This is a genomic window from Clostridium sp. 1001275B_160808_H3 (assembly GCF_015550425.1).
Lineage (GTDB): Bacteria > Bacillota > Clostridia > Clostridiales > Clostridiaceae > Clostridium.
The window spans coordinates 1-25036 of sequence record NZ_JADNAT010000025.1; the positions used below are offsets into that span (position 1 = coordinate 1).

A 25036-nucleotide genomic window follows, 5' to 3' on the forward strand; every position below is an offset into this window, starting at 1 on the left:
TTATATCATAGGAGCTTTTTTCTGTGCAGAGCTTAAGCCATTTTATCCACCGGCATAGCCAGTGGTTTTCAACACAATTAAAAGCTACTATTTTCTAAAATCAATTTAAAATAGTAGCTTTTAACAAAAATATTATTACTTATTAAATCTTTAATTATTTATTATTAACCGTTAATTGAATCTAGTGCCTGTTCAAAATCTGCAATTATATCTCTTATATCCTCAACTCCAATTGAAACTCTCATTAAATCTGGTGTTACTCCACTTGCTATTTGTTCTTCCTTCGATAATTGACTATGTGTAGTGGTTGCTGGATGTAAAATACAGCTTCTAACATCTCCTAAAGTGACTACTAATGCTACTAAATTTAATGATTTTGTAAATTTCTTTGCTGCCTCTATATCTCCCTTTATTCCAAAAGTTAATAATCCACTTCCTCCACCATTTAAATACTTTTTTGCTCTATCGTATTGTGAGCTAGTTTCAAGATATGGATAGTTAACCCAATTTATTTTAGGATGTTTTTCTAACCATTTTGCTAACTCTAAAGCATTTTGTGAGTGTCTTTCCATTCTTAAATGAAGAGTTTCTAACCCTAAATTAGTTAAATAAGCATTAAATGGACTTTGACATGCCCCAATATCTCGTCCTAATGTAACTCTTAGCTTTGTTATATATGCTGCATTGCCAAATGATTCTACATATTTTAATCCATGATAACTTGGATCTGGTAATGTAAATTCTTCAAAATTTCCATTTGCCCAATCAAAGTTTCCTCCATCAACTACTATTCCTCCAATGCTTTGCGCATGTCCATCTGCATATTTTGTAGTTGAATGTACTACAATATTTGCTCCATGGTCAAATGGATTGCATAAGTATGGGGTTCCTACAGTATTATCCACTATAAATGGAATCTTTAATTCCTTTGCGACCTCTGAAAACTTCTCAAAATCTAATATATTTAGTCCTGGATTACCAATTGTCTCCCCATATATTGCTTTAGTATTTTCATTTGCACATGAAATAATTTCTTCTTTACTTGCTTCTGGGTCAACAAATGTTACCTCTATCCCCATTTTTTTAAGATTAACTGTAAATAAATTAACTGTTCCACCATATAAAGATGATGCTGATATTATATGATCCCCAACCTTACATATATTTAATATTGAATATAATACTGCAGCTTGCCCTGAGGATGCAGCTACTGCTCCAACTCCTCCTTGAAGTTTAGCAAACTTCTCTTCCAATGCACAAACTGTAGGATTAGATATTCTACTATATAAATGCCCCTCTGCTTCTAAGTTAAATAGATTTTCTAAGTTATCTGGATCATCATACTTATAAGTTGCACTTTGAAATATTGGCAATACCCTAGGTTCCCCAGCCTTTGGTATATATCCTCCTTGAATACATATTGTTCCCTTTTTCCACTTTCCTACCATATTGAAATCCCCCTTTTAATATTATTGCTTATTGCTTTTTATAAAATAAAAAAAGTTACTTCAAAATAAGAAGCAACCTAAATATACTAAACTATTCACTAATACGATTAATGAAACACCTCATTTGCCAAGCATCAGCTTGCAGGATTTAGCACCACACTAATTTATAAATAATTTTATACTCAGTAGGTTGCTAGGCTTCACAGGGCCAGTCCCTCCACCATTCTTAATAAAGTCTTTTTTATTTAATTATAATATATTATACACTACATTTTCCAATTTTCAACCATTATTTGTATTTTTTATAATTCTAGTATTCGTGATTATATAGTCTACTTTAATATCATGTGCTTCACATTCTATTTTATCAACTACTTGTAAATCATATGCTAATGCTATCTTATTTTCTTTAGATTTTATCTCATTTAAATATCTATCGTAATATCCTCCACCATATCCTATTCTGTTACACTCATTATCAAAAACAACCCCAGGTACTACTATTAAATCTATATTTTCTTTTTCAATATAATCAGAATCATCTATTGGTTCTAAAATTCCCATTGAGTTTTTCTTTAACTCATCAAAAGAATTTAATTTTATTGCCTTCATATATTTCTCATCTTTATATACTTTAGGAATAAAAACGTTCTTTCTATCTTCAAAAGCCTTTTCTATTATATTTATTGTATTTATTTCATTGCTAAAACTTATGTAAATAAATATATTACTAGCTTTTTTATATAGTTCTGTATTTATTAACTCATTAAATATCTTAGTATCCATTATCTCTTTTTTACTGTTATCTAGTGAATCTCTTATTTCTAAAATTTTATTTCTTAAAACTCTCTTTTCTTCTTTATTCATAATTCTCTCCTAAATATATTTTTAGCTACTTTGTTATATTTTGCGAATTAAACTTAATTACATTTATTAACTTTACGATTTTTATACTAAGTTCAGCTAGCTTCACTAAATATTCAATGCCTGCACAGCTATTTATCTTATGGAACATATCTAGTTTATCGTATCCCTTATATTAGCAATTTATATTTATTATGTCTCTTAATATAGATGCAGCTGCATTTGTTGTTCCTGATGCACCACCAATTACACTAATGTCCCCTAAAGTATCAGTCTTATAAAGCACACCTTTATTTTTACCATCTACAAAATATAAAGGATGACTTTTATCTATTATCTCAGGTTTTACATATGCTTTTATTTTATTATTTTCTTTATATACTCGCCCTATTAACTTAATTTTATTATCTTTATTCTTTTCATTTATTATTAAGTGTTTACCTAACGAACTTATTCCTTCTATTTCAATATCATCAATGGTTAAGCAAGAATTCATAATAACATTGGCTAATATTAAAATTTTTGATGCAGTATCATATCCCTCTACATCTAACTTATAATTTGCTTCTGCTATTCCTAAACATATTGCTTTGTTCAATGCTCCACTATAATCAACTTCATTTTCATACATTTCAGTTAAAATATAATTACTTGTCCCGTTTAAAATCCCTTCAATAGATAATACTTCTGCTCCAGCTATATCAAATGTTCCAACATTTATAGATGGAAGTGCTCCACCAGTTGTACAGCCTATACCAAGCTTTACATTATTTTTATCGGCTAACCTTTTTAAGTTATTATATTGTAAAAGTATTGGCCCCTTATTCCCTGTTACTACATTAATAGAGTTTTTTAAGGCTAAACTTATATGAGTTAAACCAGGTTCACCTGTTTCTATATTAGTACTAGTCAATTCTACAAGTATATCTATATCTTTATTTTTTATTATTGTATTAATATTTATATCTTCCTTAAATTCAAAGTCTTCAATATTTAAATTGTAATTATTGTTTATAATTTCTTTTAAATTTATTCCTAAATTATTATAAATTCCACCATTACTTTTTATTATATATTTAACCTTTATATCAGTTCCTAGATTGTATAAATATTTCTTTTTATCATTTAATAGTTTTATTAAAGCCTTACTAACTCCACCAAAACCTATTATAGCTATGTCCATATTCTCTTCCCCCTTTATACTATTATAATATATTATTCGTTTTAGATAAAAAAATAGATATATACAAGTTTGCCTACTCCAAAGATTTACCTAGACATAATTAAACTTATACATATCTAACAAAAGATTTATTTTTAAACTAATTTATTAATATGTAAATATATTAATTTGATATTTCTGTGCTAAATATCCATTGTTTTTCCTTTATATCTCTTCCTTTAACAGTAACATTATTACCATTTACCTCAACATAAACGCCTTTAATATAATCAGTTTCTCTTTTGTAGCCTTTTTCTTCATTTGAATCTGGTATAATGGTGTAATGGACTGCACCTGTATTTACTATAGTAAAAGGTTTATTTAAAACTAAACTATTTTCATTTAAATTGCTATGAGTATGAGAGGCAAACATTATCACTTCCGGATATTGAGATAATATCTGCTTAATTTCTTCACTTTTATTAGTTCCAATCCATGAATTTTCTCCATAATCTAAGTGTTGGTGAAGAAATACAAATATCGGTTTTCCTTTTTTATAATTCTCAGCTAACTTTTCCTTAAACCATTCTAATTGTTCATCAGATATAGAGGCCGTTACTGAATTTATAGTTTCAGAATTACCATCTTCAGACCCTAATGATATAAAATGATATCCATTCACCCATTTATCATGATATACTTTTTCTTCTCCTGAGAATTTCAAATATTTATTTATAAAGCTTTGAACCTGCTCATTAGAATTTGTTTCAATATTATAATCAAAAAATTCATGGTTCCCTATATTTTTTATAATTATTTCTGGTAACAAATCCTTATTTTTATTTAAAGTGTTTTGCATTGAATTATATTGTTCATCTAAGCCCTGATCAACAGCATCACCATTTAATACCAATGCATCCATCTTAGGATTTATAGTGTATAAGTCATTAATAGCTTCTTGAAGGTGATTAATATTTTCATGAACATCTCCTAAAACAGCAAAAGAGAGGTCCGCATTAGATGACGATGTTACTGTTGCAGCATCAAACTTAAATTTAGACTCATTAATATATATGGCATATATTGCTCCTAAAAGAATTACTGTGATTGTAATAATAATTAATTTAAATCTTTTCATTTTAATCACCTCTTACTTTAAAGTTAAGTCTAAAATACTAATTAAATCTATTTTTTTCTAAAAACTTTATAATATTCATATGTACAATTTAAAATTTCAAACTCTAAATAAACATAACATTTACATATTTAATTTAACATTTATTTCCTAAAATGTCTAATACCTAAATTAAGTATATTTTTTAAAAGATTACGTATTTATTTAAATTTACTATGTTAATTTTTTTCTATAAACAAAAAAAATCGTTAATTCTATTTATAAGAATTAACGATTTTATATTTTAATTAAAAACTATATACACTAAATATTAATCTATATCTAAGATGTTTTTAATTTCATTCTTGTATGCATCTGCTTTAGCACCAAATATAGCTTGAATTCCGTTACCAACTTCAACTACACCAGCTGCACCTAAAGCTTTTAATTCATCTTTATTTACGTTAGCTTTATCTTTAACTTCAACTCTTAATCTAGTTATACAAGCATCAACGCTAACTATATTTTCTTCTCCACCTAAAGCTGCTAAAACTGCTGGAGCTTTTTCAACTATTTCATTGTTCTTTCCAGCTTTCTTGTTGCCAGACTTTTCATTTATATCAGCTTGAGGAATACCTGCTTTTTCTTGATAATCAGCTTTTGAATAAAGCTTAACTTCTTCTTCGCTTTCATCTCTACCTGGAGTCTTTAAGTTAAACTTCTTAATTAAGAATAAGAATAAGAAGTAGTAAACTACTGCATAAACTATACCAACTAAGATTAATCTTAACCAATGAGTAGGAACTCCTGCTCCTGCTGGTAATAATCCGAATAAAGTAAAGTCTATTAATCCACCTGAGAATGTCATACCAATAAATACATTAAGTATATCCATTAACATGAATGATAAACCAGCTAATACACAGTGAACTCCATATAATACTGGTGCAACGAATAAGAATGTAAATTCGATTGGTTCAGTAATACCAGTAAGTAATGCTGTAACTGCAGCTGATGCTAATAATGAACCAACAGCTTTTTTCTTGCTTGGAGCTGCTGTCTTATACATAGCTAAAGCTGCTGCTGGAAGACCAAACATCATGAATGGGAATTTACCAGCCATAAATCTTGTAGTACCTGCAACTACTGTTGACATATCTGCTGTTGAAGCTCCAACTAAGCTACTCATGCTTGATAATTGAGCAAAGTAAGCTGTATTAGCTCCTGCAACTGTTTGCCATGCACCATCTACTAATATTTGTCCTTCAACGAATGAACCATACCAGAATGGTGTATAGAATACGTGGTGTAATCCAAATGGAATTAATGCTCTTTCAATAACTCCATAGAAGAATGTTCCGATAGCACCTGCATTTCTAACTAATTCTGAAAGCACTCCTATACCATTTTGAACTACTGGCCAAATGAATGCTAATAAAGCACCAACTATTGCCATAGCTAAAGAAGTTACTATTGGTACAAATCTTGATCCTGAGAAGAATCCAATAACTTGTGGTAATTGTATTGTATGATATTTATTGTGTAATATTGCTGTAACTATACCTGTGATGATACCACCAAACACTGACATATTTAATGTAAATATACCTAAGTTAGTAGTAACATAAGTACCATATTCACCAACTGCATCTGGAGTAACTACTCCTAATTGAGTTAATCCTAATGCTAACATTGAAGATATAACTTGGTTCATAACTATGAAACCAAATATTGAAGCTAATCCTGCAGTTCCCTTATCTTTTTTAGCAAGTCCAACCGCAACACCTACTGCAAATAGTAAAGGTAGGTTTCCAAATATAATATCCCCTACGTTTTTCATTATTGTTAATATTGCTGTAACTACAGGAATATTAACAAATGCTATTAATGGTTGATATACTGCTGGTGGATTAGATAATCCTGATATACCTAATAAAGCACCACCAACGCCTAGTAAAATCCCTGCAATTGGTAAAGCTGCTATTGGAAGCATGATAGCTTTACCGATTCTTTGTAATTGTTGTAGCATCTTATAATTCCTCCTTAATTTATATAATAAAATAAATTACTACAGTAGTATGTGTTACTTCCAACTTATTATTGCCATATATTTATTTAGTTATGAATAATTTTAAAAATAGTATAAAAAAAAATAAAAAAAGGACCAAAACCTTATAGATATAGCTATATCTATAATATTCTTAGTCCTTGCCTGCATAACCAGTAACACACTACGTATTTAATTATGTAATTATAATATCATATTTAAATTTAAATGTAAATGTTTTTTTAATTTTTTATCATTTTATTTTTTTCTATTAATTTGTTAATTATACTATTTAGTAACTTATATTGATTCAAATCTTTAGTTTGTCTATTCATAAAACCAACTCCTTGTTACTTTATTATTATAAATAATTTATAAATAAAACACTAACCTCATTATAAATTGAATTTTTTTCTTTTAGACAATTACACCTTGTAATCATTTACCAACTGTGAAAATCTTATATTTTCTTGTTCTTTCTATGATTTATAATTTTTAATTATATCAGCATGCTTACTTAATACTATATGCTCCATCCCCCACAATAATTCCAATTCTTATGTTATCTTATTAGTTATGATGTTTTAAAAAAAGTTTAAAATGGTTTTATACTTTATTATTAAATTAATTTTCTCCCATATGTTTAAATCTTCATAAACTTGGATATAAATTAAATGAGGTGATACTTTGGAAAATAACACTAAAAATGCAAGTTCTTTAAGAATAGATTTATCAATTATTTTATTATTAACGTCTTTCTTATTTTTCTTAATTTATTGTACTAGCTTATAATAAAATTTTATAAATACACAAAATAGTATGTAGATTTTAAAAATCTACATACTATTTTTTCTTCTTTTATATGTAAAATAAATAAGAAAAGCGTCCTCATTTCTTAAATTCAATAATATTTTACAAATTCTTAAATATTACTACTTTTTTAGAATTCTAATTGTAGTCCTCGTCCTTAATAATCCTATCAATACCTTAGCATTAATCCCTATTTTACTTATACAAATTTCAAAATGAATTTATTAACATTTTGTTAACATCCATATTTTTTACTGTATATTTATTAATTTTATATCATTATTAAATATTAATTATCAAATTTTTCTATGGATTTTATACGAATTTGATTGTATAATTATAAAAAAAATAATTGATTACAAATTTCGAAAGGATTCGATAAACATGGCTTTAATAGGAATATTAATAATAATTATAGGACTTGCATTAAAATTTAATACTATTGCTGTTGTAATTGTATCTGGATTAGTAACTGGATTAGTTTCTGGTATGAGCTTTTCAGAAATCCTTACCACTTTAGGACAAACCTTTGTTCAAAAAAGAGAAATGTCTTTATTTTTACTGACTCTTCCTATTATAGGAATATGTGAAAGATATGGATTAAAAGAAAAAGCAACAATGCTTATAAAAAATGTAAAGGGCTTATCTACTGGGAAAATTATATCTGGATATTTATTTATTAGAGAAATATCTATTGCAATGGCTGTTAAACTTGGTGGACATCCTCAGTTTGTAAGACCTCTAATTAATCCAATGGCTCAAGGAGCTGCAATTTCAAAATATGGCGAATTAGATGAAGAAGATGAAGACTTAATAAAAGCTCACGCTGCTGCAGCTGATAACTATGGTAACTTCTTTGGACAAAATGTATTTTTAGCAAACTCAGGTGTTCTACTTATAGCTGGTACTCTAGAAACTTTAGGATATAATGTTGACACGTTACAAATTGCTAAAGCCTCAATTCCAATTGCTATAATAGCTTTCATTTTAGGAGTTATTCAAAACTATTATCTAGACAAAAAACTTGCTAAAAAATATAAAAATAGGTAGGTAAACTTTATGGATATTAATACTTTTTCAAATACATTATTGGAAATATTCTATATCATAGTAGGCTTATTCTTCCTACTTACTATGATGTTTACATTAAAAGATAAAAATCATAAAACTAAGTACGGTACTGCTCTTTTTTGGGGAATACTTGGAGTTATATTTATATTAGGTGAAGCACTTCCTTCAATTATAACTGGATTACTTATTGTTGTTATAGGTATATTAGCTGCATTTAATCAAATAAATATTGGAACAATTAAGCAATTAGATACAACTTTTTCAAACTTAAAAGCAAATCAAATTGGAATTAAAATATTTATTCCATCATTGATTATAGCTTTAGTTGCTTTAGTTATTGCTCAATTTACACCAATTTCAGGGGTAACAGCTGTTGGTATTGCTGCAATAGTTGCTTTAATATCAACATTCATAATAACAAAAGCGAGCCCTAGTGAATTTGTTGAAGATAGTAACAGAACATTTCAATCTGTAGGTGCTACTGCAATATTACCTCAGCTTCTAGCAGCTCTTGGAGCATTATTTACTGCTGCTGGTGTTGGTGATATTATCTCAAATATGATTTCAAGCGTTATTCCAGAAGGAAACATATTATTAGGAGTAAGTGCTTATTGTATAGGAATGGCTATATTTACAGCAATTATGGGAAATGCCTTTGCTGCATTTTCAGTTATAACAGTTGGTATAGGTGTACCTTTTGTATTTGCTCAAGGTGGAGATCCTATAATTGCATCAACATTAGCTATGACTGCTGGTTTCTGTGGAACATTACTAACACCTATGGCTGCAAACTTTAATGTTTTGCCAGTAGCTTTATTAGAAACTAAAGATAAGAATGCTGTTATAAAAGCTCAAGCTGTATTTGCAATTGTATTACTTGCAATTCATATACCACTTATGTATTTCTTAGCATTTTAACCTTTAAAAGGAGGCTTTTTAAATGAAAATATTAATTACAGGGTTTGACCCATTTGGTGGAGAAAATATAAATCCAGCATTAGAAGCTGTAAAAAAATTACCTGATACCATTTTAGATAATGAAATAATAAAATTAGAAATTCCAACTGTATTTAGAAAATCTCTAGAAACAATTGAAGAAAATATAATAAAACATAATCCTGATGTTGTTATATCCGTTGGACAAGCTGGTGGAAGATTTGGAGTTACTCCTGAAAGAGTTGCAATTAATATAGATGATGCAAGAATAAAAGATAATGAAGGTAATCAGCCAATTGATATATCTATTTTTGAAGACGGTGAAGCTGCTTACTTCTCAAACCTTCCTATAAAGGCAATGGTTAAAGAAATGGTGGACAATGGGATACCAGCTTCTGTATCTAATACAGCTGGAACTTTTGTATGCAATCATGTTATGTATGGGATATTATATTTAATTGATAAAAAGTATCCAAATATAAGAGGTGGATTTATACACGTTCCTTATATTCCAGCTCAAGTAACTACAAAGCCTAATATGCCATCCATGTCTATTGAAGATATATCTAAAGGATTAGAATTTAGTATCAAAGCTATCATAGAAAATTCATCAGATATAAAAACTGTAGGCGGAGCTATTTGCTAATGAGTAAAAAACTAAATATCTTCGTATATGGTAGTTTAAGAGAAGGCTTTTTTAACTATGACCTTTATTTAAAAGGAAAGATAAATTCTATAAGACCTGCTGAAATAAGCGGCTTTGAATTATATCATATGCCTTACAAGGGATATCCTGCCGTATTACCTGGAAAAAGCACTATAGTAGGTGAAGTTGTTGAGCTTATAAATTATGATTCAACACTTAAACCTATGGATGAGATGGAAGGCTTCTTAGGTGAAGGAAATCCAAATAATGAATACTCAAGAAAAGTTGTAAAAGTTAAATTAACTGATGATGAAAGCTTTGAAGATTGTTACTCTTATTTCTATAATAAGGATATAGATACAAAATTCCAAGATGAAGCTATTTATATTGAAAATGGTGATTGGAAGGAATACATGCTTAAGGAAATAAAAGAATTAAAAAGTGAAAAAGTAAAAGAATTTATATAAAAAACTCAGCTATATGCTGAGTTTTTTTTATTCTTCTTTATAAGTTTTTTACGAACTCGTTGCATTCTTTTCTATTTTTAAATATGTATATCTGCTTGTCTTTTTCTTCTTGAAGAATATTGTAAAACTTATCTCTATGTTCCTTATTAAAATTCCATATCCACTTTAAAAATTCTAAATCAAATCTTTCAGGGCACCCATCTGCCATATCTGGACGAACTTTACCGTAACTAGATAAAACTCTTTTAATAACACCAAATAGACAAGTTATTCTTGAATAATCTAAATAGATTACAGTGTCACACATTCTTAATCTTTCCTTTATTGTTCTATCATAGTTGCCATCTATTATCCATTTATCTTTTTTTAATTCTTCTTTAAGTAACGTATTAAACTCTTCCCTTGATATATTTACCCATCCTTCTTTCCAAAATATCTTATCAAGATGAACAACTGGTAAATTAATTTTCTTAGATAAGTTTCTAGCTAATGTAGATTTACCACTTCCCCCACATCCAATAATTATAACTTTATCCATATCTATTTATCTCCTGCGTATATTATAATATATTTATTTTGTATTCTCATTTTCTTCTATGCTGTTATCCATTACTTCTTTTAATTCCTCAATACTTCTAACATGATTTCCACAGTTATTTCCAAAATAAATTCCCTTCTTAATTGGTGCAATTAAATAACCAGCTACAACTCCTCCTAGAAAGCATGTTAAACATAATAATGTCTTTTCTTTATTTTTCATATAATTCCCCACCATCCTTTTATACACTAATATATTATTTTTCTATAATATATTTATATAATTATATCACGCAAATATACATTTTTATCCATATAATTTTGTGTTGTTAGCACTTTTATAATATAGCAAAAACTGATTTAACTATAAAAATTGAATGGAGCTGTCGCAAAAATACATTTAATATAAAATAGTTAGTATGCGCCAGCTCCACTTTATTTACTTCTTCTCAACAGGTATCCATATTTCACAAAAGCAATTTGAATTATTATCTTCTTTGTAAAATTCAAAATCAATATCATCTAACATGGTGTATTCTGAACTTGGCAAAAATTCATTAAATATTCTATTCCACGTTTCACCTATACATTCTCCATTTTCACCTATACATTTAAAAACTCCCCACAATGTCGGTTCTACACTCCATACTGCAAATCCTTCTGGAATATCCCCACCATCATATTTCATAGCAATTCCATAATCAAAATATTCACTTTCTTTAGATATAGGCTTACATACACCATAAATATCATGCTTTGATGTATTACTCTTTAATACATCAAACACTCCATTATTAGAGCATTCATTCCAGAAATTAGGTATATCTTCGTTATCATCTTCTGAAATTGACTCAACTTTAAATACTTTTACTTTTGCTAATAGTTTAAAACTTTCTTTTTTTACAATCTTATAATCCATTACTGTTCCACCTTCCAATGAAATTTTTATTACAAGGCGATTAAAAGATTTTAATTCCATTCCAGAACGTCTTGCTATATTAGGTGTAACCCCATGAAATCTCATAAATGCTTTTGAAAAACTCTCAGGTGAATCATATCCATACTTTAATGAAATATCTAAAACTTTAGCATCTGACATTGAAATTTCTTGTCCAGCCATAGATAATTTACGCTTTCTTAAATATTCGTTAACTGTTATACCTGTAATCATGCTAAATAACCTATGAAAATGATAGTTTGACATATAAACATGTCTTGCTACATCTTCATAATTAATATCTTCTAAAATATGACTTTCCATATAATCAATAGCTTTTTGAATACTTTGAATACAATCCATCTTTTTCTCACCTCTTATTTTCATTGTAAGGTATTGAAATTTATAATTCCTAGTTATGCTTGCTCAATTTTGTCCACCTAATATTTTTCATATAGAATACTATATCAACTAAAAATTTCTCTTATAATCTGTGGATATCATAATTGGCTCATCTATTTATTCATTTCAGCAACAAAACTAATACTTTTTGCAGTCATTTCAACCCATGCTGGTCTAAAACCACTCTTCATTGCATTCCTAACAGATTTAATATTAGACCAAGCTGCACAATAGAAAGGAACTTTACCTCTTTTGATTACTTCTAGCGCCAATTTACTAGTCAACGCAGATGCAATTCCTTTCCTACGATAATCAGGTAATACATCTATACCAATTTGCCACATTGTATCGCAATCAGCAGAACATCCTGCTAACCCAACTAACTTATCTCCATCATAAGCTCCTACTGCTAGAACATCTAAGTGCTTACGCTTTTTGCATAAAGCATTGCTCCACTCTGCAGTATATAAGTTTTGAAAATCATTGCGATTTAAAATCTTTATTTCATAATCACATTTTAGAATCTTAATTTCATTCATATCAGGTAAAAAATATTCTGCCATAAAACATATTTGCATTCCTCTTTTATATAGTTCATCATTAAGGACATACATATTAGGAGTTTCAAAACAATGTTCAATAGGAAATCTATTAATATAGCTTTCTACAATTTCAGCAATTTCCGAATCTACTGATGCCACAATATTATTTCCATAAGAAACTAAATTACAATAAAAAGGTAAATCCAAATATTTTCTAGCATCTTCATTTACAGATGATATAACAACCTTATTTTCACTTTTACAAAAATCCTCTGGTTCACAATTTTCATCTATAGCTGACTGTTGCATTGCTATAGCTAATAACTCTTTATTTGTCATTTTTGTTTTCTCCTTCAAAATATTGATTATATAGATACTTGTTCTTTATAGTAATTCTTTATTAATGAAGCATATTATTCTTCATTACATATCCATACTAATTTAAAATTATCTGAATTATAACATAATGAACCTTAACTTACAATAAAAGTAATATCCCTAAAATATGTTCTTCCTTAAAATACCATTTGCTAATTATTAAAAGAAAAAGTGCCTTCTATCAGGCACTTTTTAATATTCTATATTTTAACTTTAATTTATAGGAACATAAATTTCACATTTATGATTCTTCAGCATTTTATAAGCATATCTTTCAATTATAGGTCTTGAAATATCTATTTGATAACCTCGATTAAACAATACAGAAAATATTTCATTCCATGCTCTTTGAACTGCTTCTACTTTATGATCTATAGTACAAACAGCATATTTGCCCCCACTTGTTTTTCCCATTTTTATATGCTCATCATTTATTTTAATATAATCTGAAATCACTAAACATGCATCATATCTACACTTTTCCGATTTAGTTTCTTCAGGGTTGTCCTGTGTAATTCCAAGAACTATGGCCTCGTCATCAAGTAAATTTTCATTTCTAGCAAAAGTTTTTATTTCCTCCATTACTTGCATATTATTTTCTCCATAAGGCCCAACTTGCCTTATATACGCAATACTATAAGATGGTAAAATTTCAAACTTCATTTCCATAAAATCACTTACCTCTCTAAAATATGAGCGGTCTACAATCAATGTAACATGCTTTAAAATGGAAATCAAAGCAACTTTTAAAATTGTTTTTATCCAATTCTCATTTCTTCTAATTTCTTTGCTTTTTTATATGCATTACTAAGAAACTCTTGCATTGATAGATCCTCATATCCCCAATTCATAGGCTCTAAAGTAGTTGCGCCCTTATAACCACTTCCTTCTATTTCCCCCATAACTCTCTCCCAATTTATATTCCCATCAAACGGTAGCTGATGTTGACCTCTAACTCCTCCATTATCATGAAGATGCATTGCCATTAAACGTTTTCCATATTTACCTAACAAATCTCTTTCACTATAATAATTTTCATGATGGCAACTATCATAACAGAATCCTATTTTATTGGAATCAATAGAATCTAGTACACGAGTCACGTTATCAATATTCCTCAAGTTTTCCATAGCAACATTAATGTTAAGTTTCTCTGCCTTTTCCACTATTCTTTTAATTCTTTCCATTCCTAATTCATTAATTGGATATTTATCGTCAGGCAAGTGTACTACCATAGTTGGTATATCAAATTCTGCACAATCTTTAATGCATTGTAAATAACACTTAATTAGCCCCTCTCCATCCAAATTATCAAGTGAAAGCTTATTTTGTTCTTGCACAGGCGTATGAATATTTTCTATAATCAATCCTGCATTTCTAGCATACTGCACACCATCTCGATAATCAGCTCCACGTCCAAATCCATTACTCCACCATAGTAACACGCCATCAAAACCTGCTGCTTTTATTAGTTTGTATCTATCCTCAATTGGAACTTCATATCCAAACCAATCATATATACTTATCATCACTATTATCCCCCACTAACTCAAAATCTCAATATACATTGTTTATAAATACACTGTATACTTTTTTATTTTTATCTTATCATCCTCACCTTAATCTTGCAATAAATGGAATTTGCGTTTTTGATTTAATTCTAGTATGTTATAATTAATCTAAATAACATTGGAGATGATTTAATGGAAAATAAAATAGATAAACTATCTCAAATACTTAAGGAAAGTAATAATATAGTTTTCTTTGGAGGAGCTGGGGTGAGCACTGAATCAGGAATCCCCGACTTCAGAAGTTCTAACGGTCTTTTTAATGAAAAGCTTAATATAACTTTTACTCCTGAACAATTAGTTTCTCATAGCTTTTATATCAGATATCCTGAAGAGTTTTTTAACTTTTATAAAGCAAAGCTAATTTATCCTGAAGCTAAGCCTAATAAAGCTCATATTGCATTAGCTAAGCTTGAAGAAATGGGAAAATTAAAAGCAGTTATAACTCAAAATATAGATGGCCTTCATCAAGCTGCTGGAAGCAAGAATGTTTTTGAATTGCATGGATCTGTTTTAAGAAATTACTGTAGTAGTTGTAATGCATTTTATGATGAAAAGTTTATACTAGAATCTACAGGTGTGCCTATTTGTACTAAATGTGGTGGAAGAGTTAAGCCTGATGTGGTTTTATATGAAGAAGGCTTAGATGATAATACAATTAGAGGTTCAATTAAAGCAATCTCTGAAGCAGATACTTTAATAATAGGTGGAACTTCCCTTGTTGTTTATCCTGCTGCTGGACTTATTGATTACTTTAGAGGTAAAAATCTTGTTTTAATTAATAAAACCTCTACTTCTGCTGACAGAAAAGCTAATTTAGTTATTAATGATTCTATTGGTGAGGTATTAAATAAAGTTATTAATAATATATTTTAAAATAATTCTATCGTAGAAATATATTTTGTTTAGAATTTTATTTATTCAATTTTAAGTAAGATTTATTGCCTTAGAACAGTTAATTTCTTATTATTCTAAAGGGGCTCGCGTTTCGCGAGCCCCTTTTAAAGCATTGATTTTCCTTGCTTATAGGAATTTTTTTAGTTAAAATATAATTTTTTATCTAATACATAAATATACATAAAGATGAATTTTTTTAGAAATTTTTAACCTGCAAAAGCAATATAAGATTAATATTTATTTTTTATACTTTTTATATAAATTTATATTTTACTGAATCATCTTAGGTGAGTATAAAAGTTATTTCCCTACAACTTCACAATTTAAATACTATCATTTGATATAATATGTCATTTTTTAACCTAAAGTAACTCTTTTTTCTTACAATGAATATACTAAAGTATATTTAGCTTAAAAACACACTTAGAAGGGAGCTTATCTATGGCAAATATTATTACAAATCAGGCCACAATTAATTATAATAATACTACTTCAAGCAGTTATCCTGTTACAACTTATGTAGAACCATTATTAGCCGTAACTAAAAAAGCATATACTGTGCAAGATGGAATAATTAAAGATACAGGAACCGTAGGAAAAGATCGTACAGTTATATATGACATTTTATTAGTAAATCATAGCTCAACTGATTTTACCAATCTAGTTATTCAAGATAAAGTAACGCTAGATGATGTATCATATGTAGATCAATCTTTTACTTATGATACTGAAAATTCAACTTATCCAAATGAAGCAACTGGAATCAACGAAATTAAAATAACAGTTCCATCTTTGGCAGCTGAATCAACACTTGAACTTCATTATGCATTAATTTTTAATAATGATATTCCAATTGGGACTCTTTTATCTAATAAAGCTCTAGTAAATTATGCAGAAGATCCAAGCCAAGCAGGTACAGAATCTAATCCAGTTGATATAACTTTATATTATACTGAGACCACTGTCACAGCAACCAAAACAGGCCCTGATTCAATTTTGTGTGGACAAACTTATTCTTATAATCTAGAATTTGAAAATACTGGTGATCAAGTTGCGACAGATGTAAGCATTGTTGATAATTTACCTGATAACTTTACTCCTGATTTATCTAAGATAGTTATTATAAATGATGGTACACAACTTACCACAGATCAATATAATGCTGAATATGACTCTAATACCCATACATTAACTATTTCAGAAAAAGATGAGTCAGGAACATTGACTACTAACCTTAGTATTAAACCTGGAAAGAAGTTAACTGCAACAATAACCGGAAGTCATAATTGCACAATTTAATTTAAAGGAGGTAGTATTTTGAAAGAAAAATCTATATTAACTAATCAAGCTTATATAAATTATAAAATTTATAATAAAAAAACATCTTCATATAAAGAATACAATATTCCTACTAATGATGTTAAAACAATAGTTTATCCCTTAAATATTAATCTTGATAGTTGTTACAAATGCTGCCTCCAAAACATATGCTGTTGCTGTCAATATTGTAACATCTATAAACTTTTTAATAATAATTTTCCTTTATATGATGTAAAAATAAAAATATTTATACCTCGTAATTCTAAGTATTTATATAATAGCTTTTGTATTGATAAAAAGAAAACCCTTATTTCAAATGAATTAACTTGTTTTATACCTTATATAAATCCTAATTCTAGTTTAAGATTTTCATTTATAACTTTGATGAAACAAAGCTTTATACCTCCTAAAGTAATATCTTTCATCGAAATGGATTTTCATTGCTTTGATCCTTGCGGCAATTATATCAAAAGAACAATTCATTCAGCTATTTTTACTTAAAGATATATAAATTTTAAATTACTTTCAAAAGTATCATAGTAAAAATTATATAAATTATTTACATTTATAGGATGGTGTAACAATGAATTTAATAGTTTATGTTTTTAATGATGTAAATAAATCTGGTACATTCGAATCCACAGATATTGGATTATCAGGTATATATGTAACACTTAAATCTAGCGATGGAACTTGCATATCTCAACAAACTAATGAAACTGGATATACTACATTTAGCAACTTAGAATATGGAAACAAATATACAATTTATGAGACATGTGAAAATATAAATGGTAATTACTCTGAAGAATATTTTAATTCTTTCATAGCTCAGCAACCTAAATTAACTAATGACATGTGGTATTCAACTACTTCTACTACCCCAAGAAAATTTATTTTTACCGCTAATTATAATGCAAGTATGACTGTATATTTTGGCCATAGCATATATAAAAAAGTCAGATGTCATTGCAAGGGATTTCTAGTAACTAACCCTAATAATACTACTTATTCTGAACTTATTGAATTAGATATTCATAATGGTAAAAATCAAGCAGTTGCAAAGTACCCTGAAAGATTGAATGCTTTAGGCTATAATATTAAAGAAAATATACTCTATTCAATGACTTCACCTTCTGCTACTATGACTGCTACAGGATTATATAGAATAGATGGTGATTATAATATAAGTAAAATTAATACAATTATAAACAGTACTACTAATAATTCATGGGCACCAGTAAGTATGAGTATTGGGTCATTTGATAATAATGGAATATATTACATCGCATTTATTAACGCTCCTAGCATCTCATCTAGGTACTTTTATACAATTAATCTGAATCCAACAAGTCTAAATTATTTGTATATAAATTCAATGAAAATGCTCAATTTTGGTTCATCTTCTTATACTAATGGAAGTTATACAATAGCAGATTGGGTATTTAATAATACAACTAAAAAGTTATATTCTTATGTTGATAAAGATTTAAATTCTTATGCAGATATTGATAAAATTATAGAAATCGATGTAGACCTAGCAAATAATACACTAACTGGTAATTTATTAGAAACAGATATTACTGCAATAACAGATTATTCTTCTCAAGACTCTAGAACAATGGCAAAAATATATGGTTATGATACAGGCTTTATTTATTTATCTTCTGGCACAGGAAAAGTATATGAAGTAAATCTTAATGATACAGATATCAAAACTCTAGTTCTAATATCAACAATAACTCCTATTCCAACAAATGGAGATGGTGCAAATTGTTCCGAAGCAGAATGTTCATATGATTATGGAAATGCTCCAGAGACATCTGAATTAAATACAGCTTCCTATAAATCCTATGAGTCCAGTAATGGTCCAAAGCATGCTATTTCTAAAGATATTTACATCGGAAATATTGTGTACTCTGAACCAGATGCCATTATTGGAGCAACAGTTATTGATAATGATGGTATATCTTATCCTCTACCATATATAAATAACTCTTCAACTAAATATGCAATAGATGTAAAATGCTATAATAACACTCTTTACCCAGCCAAATTATACGCTTGGCTAGATTTTAATACTGATGGTATATTTAGCCTAAGTGAAGCCTCTGTATATGACGTACCTAGCAGTTCAACTCCACAAATAGTTTCTGTTGAATTTACAAGGCCTACTGGATATTCTACTATCTATGACAACACATATATACGCTTACGCTTAACTACTGAAGAATTATCTCTTCCGAAAAATATACAAAGGGATGATGAAGATCCAAGATCATTAACTACTTACACCCCTGCCATTGACGGAGAAGTTGAGGACTATTTTTTAACAACAGCAGTTGTCCCTTATATTAATTTTAAGAAGTCAGCCGATAAAGAATCCGTTTTTCCTGGTGACTTATTAACCTATACTATCACACTAGCCAATAATAGTAATACCTCTGCAGACAATGTTATATTTAAAGATGTTATATCCGATAAACTTGAATTTCAATCTGGCAGTTATATTAATGGTGAAGAAGAGCCTATATATTTTTCTGAAAATGAATTAACAAAAGGAATAAACATAGGCACCTTGAATCCATTAAATGGTACAGCTATTATTACAATTATTACAAAGGTTAAATAAATTAGATTTCCTACTTCAAATTCAAAAATATAATATCAGTTCTTAGTAAGATATTCTCTTTAATAATATAAGAGACTATAGTAAGTCAAATTATTTCCTGGTTTACTTACTATAGTCTCCTTAATTAAATTATTTAAATTTAGTGTAATTTCTTAATCATATGCTTTTCATTAATAATGAGATTTTATAAAAACTTAACTTCATATTCAATTATTATTTGTTTGAATACTTTTTATGAGTTAAAATAACTTCCTTTGCCATTCCTTTTAAAAGTTCTGTTGTCATTAATTGATCTTCTGCATGCATTAAAAGTAATGATATTTGCACTTTATCTCCTGATGCTTCTTGCATGATTAGAGAACTATGTGATTCATGTGCTTTTATTAATGAATCTTCAGCATCCATTACTAATTTATCTGCTTCTTCAAAGCATTCTTCTCTTGCAGCTCTCATAGCTTCAAATAAAGCTGATCTTGCTTCTCCTACATTACTAATTAATTGAAATGATACTAATTCTAAATTATCCATTTATTCCATCCTCCACTATTTATCTATTTTTGCACTTTTAATACTTTTGCTACTTTAGTTTCTACTGCTGATTTTTTTACAGCCTCTGCTACTGCTGCCCCAATACCTTTTTCAAATGCCTTTGGAAGAATTTTTTCTTCACTTAACTCTTCTATTGAAACAAAATTTGCTATAGCATAAGCAGCTGCAATTTTCATCTCTTCATTTATTTCTTTTGCCCTAACATCTAGTGCTCCCCTAAATATTCCTGGGAAAGCTAATACATTATTTATTTGATTTGAATAATCTGATCTTCCTGTCCCAACTATTCTTGCTCCAGCTTCTTTTGCCTCTTCTGGGAAAATCTCTGGAATAGGATTTGCCATAGCAAATACTATAGAATCTTTATTCATTTTTGATACCATGTCCTTAGTTAAAACATTTCCAACTGATACGCCAATAAATAAATCTGCTCCATTAATAACTTCACTTAACTTCCCTTTTTCATTATTAGGATTAGTCTTATCCGCTAATTCTTTTATTGATTCATTATGATAGTTCATGCCTCTATATATTGCTCCATCTTTGCCACAAACTATCAAATTTCTTATTCCTGATGATAATAATAATCTAGTAATAGCACTACCTGCTGACCCATCTCCATTAACAACAACTTTTAAATCCTCTAATTTTTTATTTACTATTTTTAATGAATTTATTAAAGCTGCTAAAACAACTATTGCTGTACCATGCTGATCATCATGAAATACTGGTATATCTAACTTCTCTTTTAGCCTTTTTTCTATTTCAAAGCATCTTGGTGCTGATATATCTTCAAGATTTACTCCACCTAAAGTAGGTGCTATTCTAACTATTGTTTCAACTATTTCATCTGTATCCTTTGTATCTAATACTAATGGAAAAGCATCTACATCAGCAAAGTTTTTAAATAATATACTTTTCCCTTCCATTACTGGTAATGCTGCTAAAGGTCCAATATCTCCTAAGCCTAAAACTGCAGTACCATCAGATACAACAGCTACTGTATTCCACTTTCTTGTGTACACATATGCAGCTTCTGGATCTTTATGTATTTCTCTACAAGGTTCTGCAACACCAGGAGTATATGCTAAGCTTAAATCTTTTTCATTTTCTATAGATACCCTTGAAGTTATTTCAAACTTACCTTTTGCTTGTTTATGATACTTTAAAGATTCCTCATATATATTCAAATATATCCCCCTTCTTTCTTTTAGCTAACACTAAACTACTTTAGTCCCATGAATTTCTTTAGCTCCAGTATATTCTAAGATATAATCTCTATTATCTTTATTAACACCCTTTCCAGGCATAATTATTATTCTATCTTTAGCATAGTCAACTAACTCTTTAAGCTTATCTTTACCAGCTAAAGCATTTTCACATCCACCCTTAGTTAATATTCTATCTACTCCAAGCTTTACTAAGTCATCAATTGCAGATTTTTTATCATCAATACTATCAAAGGCCATATGGAATGTTACTTTCATTGGCTTAGCCTCTTCTACCATTTTTTTAGTTAAGTCTAGGTCTATTGTATTTCCTTTTAAGGCTCCTATTACTACACCGTATGCACCTAAATCTTTACATACTTTAATATCTTGTATCATGATATCAGCTTCATCTTCAGAGTACTCGAAGTTTCCACCTCTTGGTCTTATAATAACCATTACTGGAATATTTAAATTTTCTACAGCCTTTTTAATTGTTCCAAAACTAGGTGTAGTTCCGTCTTCTAAAAGGTTATCACAAAGCTCTATTCTATTAGCTCCTAAAGCTTCAGCTCTAACAGCATCATTGTAATTTCCAACACAAGCTTCATATATATTCATAAATTTACTCCTTATATTAGTCAAATGTTATAGGCGATTTAATTCTTTTTAAATATGCATCTAACCACTCTTGACTTGCTACTTCATAAGTAGTTTTGCCATTTTCTTGTTTATTACACACATAAACTGTTGGCTCTAAATCTTCTGTAACTAATGAGAATGAGAAACCTTCAATATTTGTTGCAACTCCAAATTCTCCTTTATTATTTAATGCTACTACTGATAAGTCACCAGCCTTACCTCTTCTTCTTATAAGCTCTTTATCTAATTTTTCAACTGCCATATCAGCTGCTTCTTGAGGATGATGCCCTTCTTTCATTAATCTTACTATCTCATAAGATATACAGCCCTTCATTAAGTCTTCTCCAAGTCCTGTTGCAGTAGCACCTCCAACTTCACTATCTACATAGAAACCTGAACCAGATAATGGTGAATCCCCTACTCTTCCTTTTTTCTTCATAAATAGACCACTAGTTGATGTTCCTGCTACCATTTTTTTATTAGAATCAAGTGCTACCATTCCAACTGTATCATGTCCATCATATGGACTTAATCCCTCTTTTGCTATTTCTCTTCTTTTCTTTTCATAATGCAATTTTGCTCTATCTGTAAGCATATTAACTCTTTCGAAACCATTTTTATGAGCAAATGCTTCTGCACCTACCCCCTGTAAAAAGCAATTCACTTGCTCATTGCTTAATTTTCTTGCTATACTAATTGGATTCTTAAAATCTTTGATTCCAGCTATAGCACCAATTGAAAGGGAATCACCATCCATATAAGCTGCATCTAACTCAACTTCACACTCTTCATTTGGTAATCCGCCATACCCTACAGATTTATAAAAAGGGAAGTCTTCTACCATTTTTATTGCATTTTCTATTGCATCTCCTGCTGATTTTCCATTTATCAACAATTCTGCTGAACTAGTTATTCCTTCGACTGCCATTCTCCACGTTGCTATCATTGCATATTTCATAAGTCTCTCCTCCAATTCAATTAACTATGAAATTATTAAAAGCAATATCTATGCCAACATTTTATGTAACTGGTATTTTAGAGAATATTATAATTATCAATTGCCTTTTCATATAAGTGTATTGTAAAATGATACATATATCAATAATTTAACTTACTTTTAATACAGTAACTTAATATTTTTAATAATAATAATACAAATTAAATAAATCTTTTATACAAATAATAAACTTATCAGAAGGGATCATTTATGAAAAGAGTAGATTTAATTTATAATACTGTCAAAAAACTTGATAATGGTGATGGTATAACCACTTTAGATATAAGTAAATACCTTAATTTAGAACGTTCAAATGTAAGTAAAGATTTAAATATATTATTAAAGAAAGGAAAACTATTTAAAAATAATAGCCGTCCAGTAAAATATTTTTTTAATAACCCCAACGCTACTGATTTTTCTAAAAAATCTTCTATGGATAGGCTTAGTTATTTATATCCCTCACTTGCCCCTGCAATTAAATTAGCTAAAACTGCAATATTATACCCTCCAAATGGTATGAACTCCTTAATAATTGGAGATACAGGGGTTGGTAAATCCATGCTAGCAAAGCTTATGCATGAATATGCTAATTCTTTAGATGATACAAAAGATATGCCCTTTATCCATTTTAACTGTTCAGACTATTCAAGTAATACTCAATTACTAAGTGCTCAATTATTTGGAGTAAAAAAAGGTACATATACTGGCGCTAACGAAGATAGACCTGGATTAATAGAAGAAGCAAACGGAGGGATTTTATTCTTGGATGAAATTCATAATCTTCCAAATGAAGGCCAAGAAATGCTATTTGTCTTTATGGATACTGGATACTTCAAGAGATTAGGAGAAGTATCTAAAAGAATTAAATCTTCCGCTCGTATAATATGCGCTACTAATAAAGATATAAATTCATCATTATTAGATACATTTATAAGAAGAATTCCTATAAAGATAAATTTACCTGATTTAAATGAAAGACTTTTAGAAGAGCGATTGACTTTAATAGAATCTTTTATTAAAGAAGAAAGTATAAAGCTAGATAAACCTGTGCTTGTATCAAAAAACTCAATGTTATGTTTATTGTCATATGATTGTCCATATAATGTTGGACAATTAAAAAATGACATTATTCTTGCTGTTGCTAATGCTTATTCCGAGTATTTTATAAATAATAAAAAGCATATAAAAATTAATAGTCCAGATTTGCCTTTAGATATTAAGAGAGCTCTTAATAATCCTTTAGATCGAGAAAAACTACTTATTGAATCTCTTAATTCAGTAGATGGATACTTTATTTATGATAAAAATACCGAGATAACAAGTCATTCATTTTTAAAACAGAAACATATGATTTTATCAAGCTACAAAGATTTTATAAATAATATAGATAGTGCTATACATCATAAAGAAAATTGTACAAATTTAATTATTAATTATTTTACTAAATATATAGATTCAGTAATTGAAAATAAGGCTAATTATAATTTCAATTTTGAACAATCAGCATATAGTGAACTATTATCTAAACTATTAGAATTAGATGATAAGATAAATGAAAAACTTTCTAATAGTGATTTTAAAACTTTCTTTAACATCCATATTGATATGATTTATGATAGAATCGACCTTATGGATTACTCCACTTTGCCTTCATTGAATAAACTAAAATCTATTTACAAAGATTACTATCCATTAACTATGGAAATTAAATCTTTAATTGAAAAAACATATAATATAAATTTATCTGACTTAGAATTTATTTTCTTAATGACATTTACTATTTACTGCATTAATAAATTAGATACCTCTAAACTATAAATTGCGAATTAATTTTTAGATTTTCAAAATAAAAAGCACCTAAT

Annotated in this window: 24 protein-coding genes and 1 riboswitch; of the genes, 9 read left to right on the forward strand and 15 right to left on the reverse strand. The window is 28.6% G+C overall.

Translation table 11 applies throughout. The features are described 5' to 3' along the window. Positions 1-164 precede the first annotated feature (164 nt). The 5 genes from I2A75_RS15255 to I2A75_RS15275 all read right to left on the reverse strand — a co-directional run bounded on the left by I2A75_RS15255 (position 165) and on the right by I2A75_RS15275 (position 6617). Positions 165-1448, reverse strand: a complete 1284-nt coding sequence (locus I2A75_RS15255; RefSeq protein WP_195266100.1) for an O-acetylhomoserine aminocarboxypropyltransferase/cysteine synthase family protein — start codon at positions 1446-1448, stop codon at positions 165-167. Between the two features lie 117 nt (positions 1449-1565). Then, positions 1566-1684, reverse strand: a riboswitch (SAM riboswitch). 46 nt (positions 1685-1730) lie between these two features. Continuing rightward, positions 1731-2315 (reverse strand): 5-formyltetrahydrofolate cyclo-ligase, encoded by a 585-nt coding sequence (locus I2A75_RS15260; RefSeq protein WP_195266102.1) that lies wholly within the window; start codon positions 2313-2315, stop codon positions 1731-1733. A gap of 172 nt (positions 2316-2487) precedes the next feature. Then, positions 2488-3495: a homoserine dehydrogenase gene (locus I2A75_RS15265; protein ID WP_195266104.1), complete on the reverse strand. Its 1008-nt coding sequence runs from the start codon at positions 3493-3495 to the stop codon at positions 2488-2490. A gap of 163 nt (positions 3496-3658) precedes the next feature. Further along, the gene (locus I2A75_RS15270) at positions 3659-4612 is read right to left on the reverse strand and encodes a metallophosphoesterase (protein ID WP_195266106.1); all 954 of its coding nucleotides are present in this window, start codon (positions 4610-4612) and stop codon (positions 3659-3661) included. Positions 4613-4919: 307 nt separating this feature from the next. Continuing rightward, complete coding sequence (locus I2A75_RS15275) at positions 4920-6617, reverse strand: PTS transporter subunit EIIC (RefSeq protein ID WP_195266108.1); 1698 nt, start codon at positions 6615-6617, stop codon at positions 4920-4922. 1212 nt (positions 6618-7829) lie between these two features. On the opposite strand from I2A75_RS15275, the gene I2A75_RS15280 reads away from it, so the two are divergent. Genes I2A75_RS15280 through I2A75_RS15295 form a run of 4 tightly spaced genes read left to right on the forward strand, consistent with a single transcriptional unit; the run spans position 7830 to position 10565 of the window. Beyond that, entirely contained in the window at positions 7830-8495 is a 666-nt protein-coding gene (locus I2A75_RS15280; protein ID WP_195266110.1) for a DUF969 domain-containing protein, read from the forward strand. 9 nt (positions 8496-8504) lie between these two features. Further along, positions 8505-9434 carry a DUF979 domain-containing protein gene (locus tag I2A75_RS15285; RefSeq protein WP_195266112.1) on the forward strand — a complete coding sequence of 310 codons (930 nt, stop codon included), beginning with the start codon at positions 8505-8507 and terminating at the stop codon, positions 9432-9434. Between the two features lie 22 nt (positions 9435-9456). Further along, positions 9457-10098 (forward strand): pyroglutamyl-peptidase I, encoded by a 642-nt coding sequence (pcp, locus tag I2A75_RS15290; protein WP_195266114.1) that lies wholly within the window; start codon positions 9457-9459, stop codon positions 10096-10098. Then, a complete protein-coding gene (locus tag I2A75_RS15295) occupies positions 10098-10565 on the forward strand; it encodes a gamma-glutamylcyclotransferase family protein (RefSeq protein ID WP_195266116.1) in 468 nt (155 codons plus the stop codon). Before pcp ends, I2A75_RS15295 begins: the two co-directional genes overlap by 1 nt. Before the next feature lie 37 nt (positions 10566-10602). Here I2A75_RS15295 and I2A75_RS15300 read toward each other — a convergent pair whose 3' ends face one another. The 6 genes from I2A75_RS15300 to I2A75_RS15325 all read right to left on the reverse strand — a co-directional run bounded on the left by I2A75_RS15300 (position 10603) and on the right by I2A75_RS15325 (position 14890). Further along, the gene (locus I2A75_RS15300; RefSeq protein ID WP_195266118.1) at positions 10603-11103 is read right to left on the reverse strand and encodes a DNA topology modulation protein; all 501 of its coding nucleotides are present in this window, start codon (positions 11101-11103) and stop codon (positions 10603-10605) included. A 33-nt stretch (positions 11104-11136) separates the two neighbouring features. Next, the gene (locus I2A75_RS15305) at positions 11137-11325 is read right to left on the reverse strand and encodes a hypothetical protein (RefSeq protein WP_195266120.1); all 189 of its coding nucleotides are present in this window, start codon (positions 11323-11325) and stop codon (positions 11137-11139) included. Positions 11326-11541: 216 nt separating this feature from the next. Then, on the reverse strand, positions 11542-12426 hold the full coding sequence (locus tag I2A75_RS15310; protein ID WP_243242191.1) for an AraC family transcriptional regulator: 885 nt from the start codon (positions 12424-12426) through the stop codon (positions 11542-11544). A gap of 128 nt (positions 12427-12554) precedes the next feature. Further along, positions 12555-13322 carry a GNAT family N-acetyltransferase gene (locus I2A75_RS15315; protein WP_195266124.1) on the reverse strand — a complete coding sequence of 256 codons (768 nt, stop codon included), beginning with the start codon at positions 13320-13322 and terminating at the stop codon, positions 12555-12557. A 252-nt stretch (positions 13323-13574) separates the two neighbouring features. Then, the gene (locus I2A75_RS15320) at positions 13575-14030 is read right to left on the reverse strand and encodes a GyrI-like domain-containing protein (RefSeq protein ID WP_195266133.1); all 456 of its coding nucleotides are present in this window, start codon (positions 14028-14030) and stop codon (positions 13575-13577) included. Positions 14031-14119: 89 nt separating this feature from the next. Further along, positions 14120-14890 carry a sugar phosphate isomerase/epimerase family protein gene (locus I2A75_RS15325; protein ID WP_195266210.1) on the reverse strand — a complete coding sequence of 257 codons (771 nt, stop codon included), beginning with the start codon at positions 14888-14890 and terminating at the stop codon, positions 14120-14122. A 174-nt stretch (positions 14891-15064) separates the two neighbouring features. On the opposite strand from I2A75_RS15325, the gene I2A75_RS15330 reads away from it, so the two are divergent. From I2A75_RS15330 to I2A75_RS15345, 4 genes are all read left to right on the forward strand, one after another. After that, a complete protein-coding gene (locus I2A75_RS15330) occupies positions 15065-15805 on the forward strand; it encodes an NAD-dependent protein deacylase (protein ID WP_195266135.1) in 741 nt (246 codons plus the stop codon). A 462-nt stretch (positions 15806-16267) separates the two neighbouring features. Continuing rightward, on the forward strand, positions 16268-17125 hold the full coding sequence (locus I2A75_RS15335) for a DUF11 domain-containing protein (protein ID WP_195266137.1): 858 nt from the start codon (positions 16268-16270) through the stop codon (positions 17123-17125). A gap of 18 nt (positions 17126-17143) precedes the next feature. Next, positions 17144-17647, forward strand: coding sequence for a hypothetical protein (locus I2A75_RS15340; protein ID WP_195266139.1), 504 nt, complete (start codon positions 17144-17146; stop codon positions 17645-17647). Between the two features lie 82 nt (positions 17648-17729). Then, complete coding sequence (locus I2A75_RS15345; protein ID WP_195266141.1) at positions 17730-19778, forward strand: SdrD B-like domain-containing protein; 2049 nt, start codon at positions 17730-17732, stop codon at positions 19776-19778. 213 nt (positions 19779-19991) lie between these two features. Here I2A75_RS15345 and I2A75_RS15350 read toward each other — a convergent pair whose 3' ends face one another. From I2A75_RS15350 to I2A75_RS15365, 4 genes are read right to left on the reverse strand one after another with little or no spacing between them, the layout of a single operon-like run. Next, entirely contained in the window at positions 19992-20306 is a 315-nt protein-coding gene (locus I2A75_RS15350; RefSeq protein ID WP_195266143.1) for a PTS lactose/cellobiose transporter subunit IIA, read from the reverse strand. A gap of 23 nt (positions 20307-20329) precedes the next feature. Next, entirely contained in the window at positions 20330-21517 is a 1188-nt protein-coding gene (locus I2A75_RS15355) for a malic enzyme-like NAD(P)-binding protein (RefSeq protein ID WP_195266145.1), read from the reverse strand. A 30-nt stretch (positions 21518-21547) separates the two neighbouring features. Then, a complete protein-coding gene (locus I2A75_RS15360; RefSeq protein ID WP_195266156.1) occupies positions 21548-22156 on the reverse strand; it encodes a copper homeostasis protein CutC in 609 nt (202 codons plus the stop codon). A gap of 16 nt (positions 22157-22172) precedes the next feature. Further along, positions 22173-23135: a N(4)-(beta-N-acetylglucosaminyl)-L-asparaginase gene (locus I2A75_RS15365; protein WP_195266158.1), complete on the reverse strand. Its 963-nt coding sequence runs from the start codon at positions 23133-23135 to the stop codon at positions 22173-22175. A gap of 249 nt (positions 23136-23384) precedes the next feature. Between I2A75_RS15365 and I2A75_RS15370 the strand changes: the two genes are divergently transcribed. Continuing rightward, on the forward strand, positions 23385-24992 hold the full coding sequence (locus I2A75_RS15370) for a sigma 54-interacting transcriptional regulator (protein ID WP_195266168.1): 1608 nt from the start codon (positions 23385-23387) through the stop codon (positions 24990-24992). Positions 24993-25036: the final 44 nt, after the last annotated feature.

Coding starts and splice junctions, on each gene's coding strand:
- I2A75_RS15325 (WP_195266210.1), bottom strand. CDS start 14,890: ATGATAAGTATATATGATTGGTTTGGATATGAAGTTCCAATTGAGGAT.
- I2A75_RS15350 (WP_195266143.1), bottom strand. CDS start 20,306: ATGGATAATTTAGAATTAGTATCATTTCAATTAATTAGTAATGTAGGA.
- I2A75_RS15330 (WP_195266135.1), top strand. CDS start 15,065: ATGGAAAATAAAATAGATAAACTATCTCAAATACTTAAGGAAAGTAAT.
- I2A75_RS15295 (WP_195266116.1), top strand. CDS start 10,098: ATGAGTAAAAAACTAAATATCTTCGTATATGGTAGTTTAAGAGAAGGC.
- I2A75_RS15280 (WP_195266110.1), top strand. CDS start 7,830: ATGGCTTTAATAGGAATATTAATAATAATTATAGGACTTGCATTAAAA.
- I2A75_RS15305 (WP_195266120.1), bottom strand. CDS start 11,325: ATGAAAAATAAAGAAAAGACATTATTATGTTTAACATGCTTTCTAGGA.
- I2A75_RS15365 (WP_195266158.1), bottom strand. CDS start 23,135: ATGAAATATGCAATGATAGCAACGTGGAGAATGGCAGTCGAAGGAATA.
- I2A75_RS15335 (WP_195266137.1), top strand. CDS start 16,268: ATGGCAAATATTATTACAAATCAGGCCACAATTAATTATAATAATACT.
- I2A75_RS15255 (WP_195266100.1), bottom strand. CDS start 1,448: ATGGTAGGAAAGTGGAAAAAGGGAACAATATGTATTCAAGGAGGATAT.
- pcp (WP_195266114.1), top strand. CDS start 9,457: ATGAAAATATTAATTACAGGGTTTGACCCATTTGGTGGAGAAAATATA.
- I2A75_RS15370 (WP_195266168.1), top strand. CDS start 23,385: ATGAAAAGAGTAGATTTAATTTATAATACTGTCAAAAAACTTGATAAT.
- I2A75_RS15300 (WP_195266118.1), bottom strand. CDS start 11,103: ATGGATAAAGTTATAATTATTGGATGTGGGGGAAGTGGTAAATCTACA.
- I2A75_RS15345 (WP_195266141.1), top strand. CDS start 17,730: ATGAATTTAATAGTTTATGTTTTTAATGATGTAAATAAATCTGGTACA.
- I2A75_RS15315 (WP_195266124.1), bottom strand. CDS start 13,322: ATGACAAATAAAGAGTTATTAGCTATAGCAATGCAACAGTCAGCTATA.
- I2A75_RS15310 (WP_243242191.1), bottom strand. CDS start 12,426: ATGAAAATAAGAGGTGAGAAAAAGATGGATTGTATTCAAAGTATTCAA.
- I2A75_RS15285 (WP_195266112.1), top strand. CDS start 8,505: ATGGATATTAATACTTTTTCAAATACATTATTGGAAATATTCTATATC.
- I2A75_RS15260 (WP_195266102.1), bottom strand. CDS start 2,315: ATGAATAAAGAAGAAAAGAGAGTTTTAAGAAATAAAATTTTAGAAATA.
- I2A75_RS15320 (WP_195266133.1), bottom strand. CDS start 14,030: ATGGAAATGAAGTTTGAAATTTTACCATCTTATAGTATTGCGTATATA.
- I2A75_RS15360 (WP_195266156.1), bottom strand. CDS start 22,156: ATGAATATATATGAAGCTTGTGTTGGAAATTACAATGATGCTGTTAGA.
- I2A75_RS15270 (WP_195266106.1), bottom strand. CDS start 4,612: ATGAAAAGATTTAAATTAATTATTATTACAATCACAGTAATTCTTTTA.
- I2A75_RS15265 (WP_195266104.1), bottom strand. CDS start 3,495: ATGGACATAGCTATAATAGGTTTTGGTGGAGTTAGTAAGGCTTTAATA.
- I2A75_RS15275 (WP_195266108.1), bottom strand. CDS start 6,617: ATGCTACAACAATTACAAAGAATCGGTAAAGCTATCATGCTTCCAATA.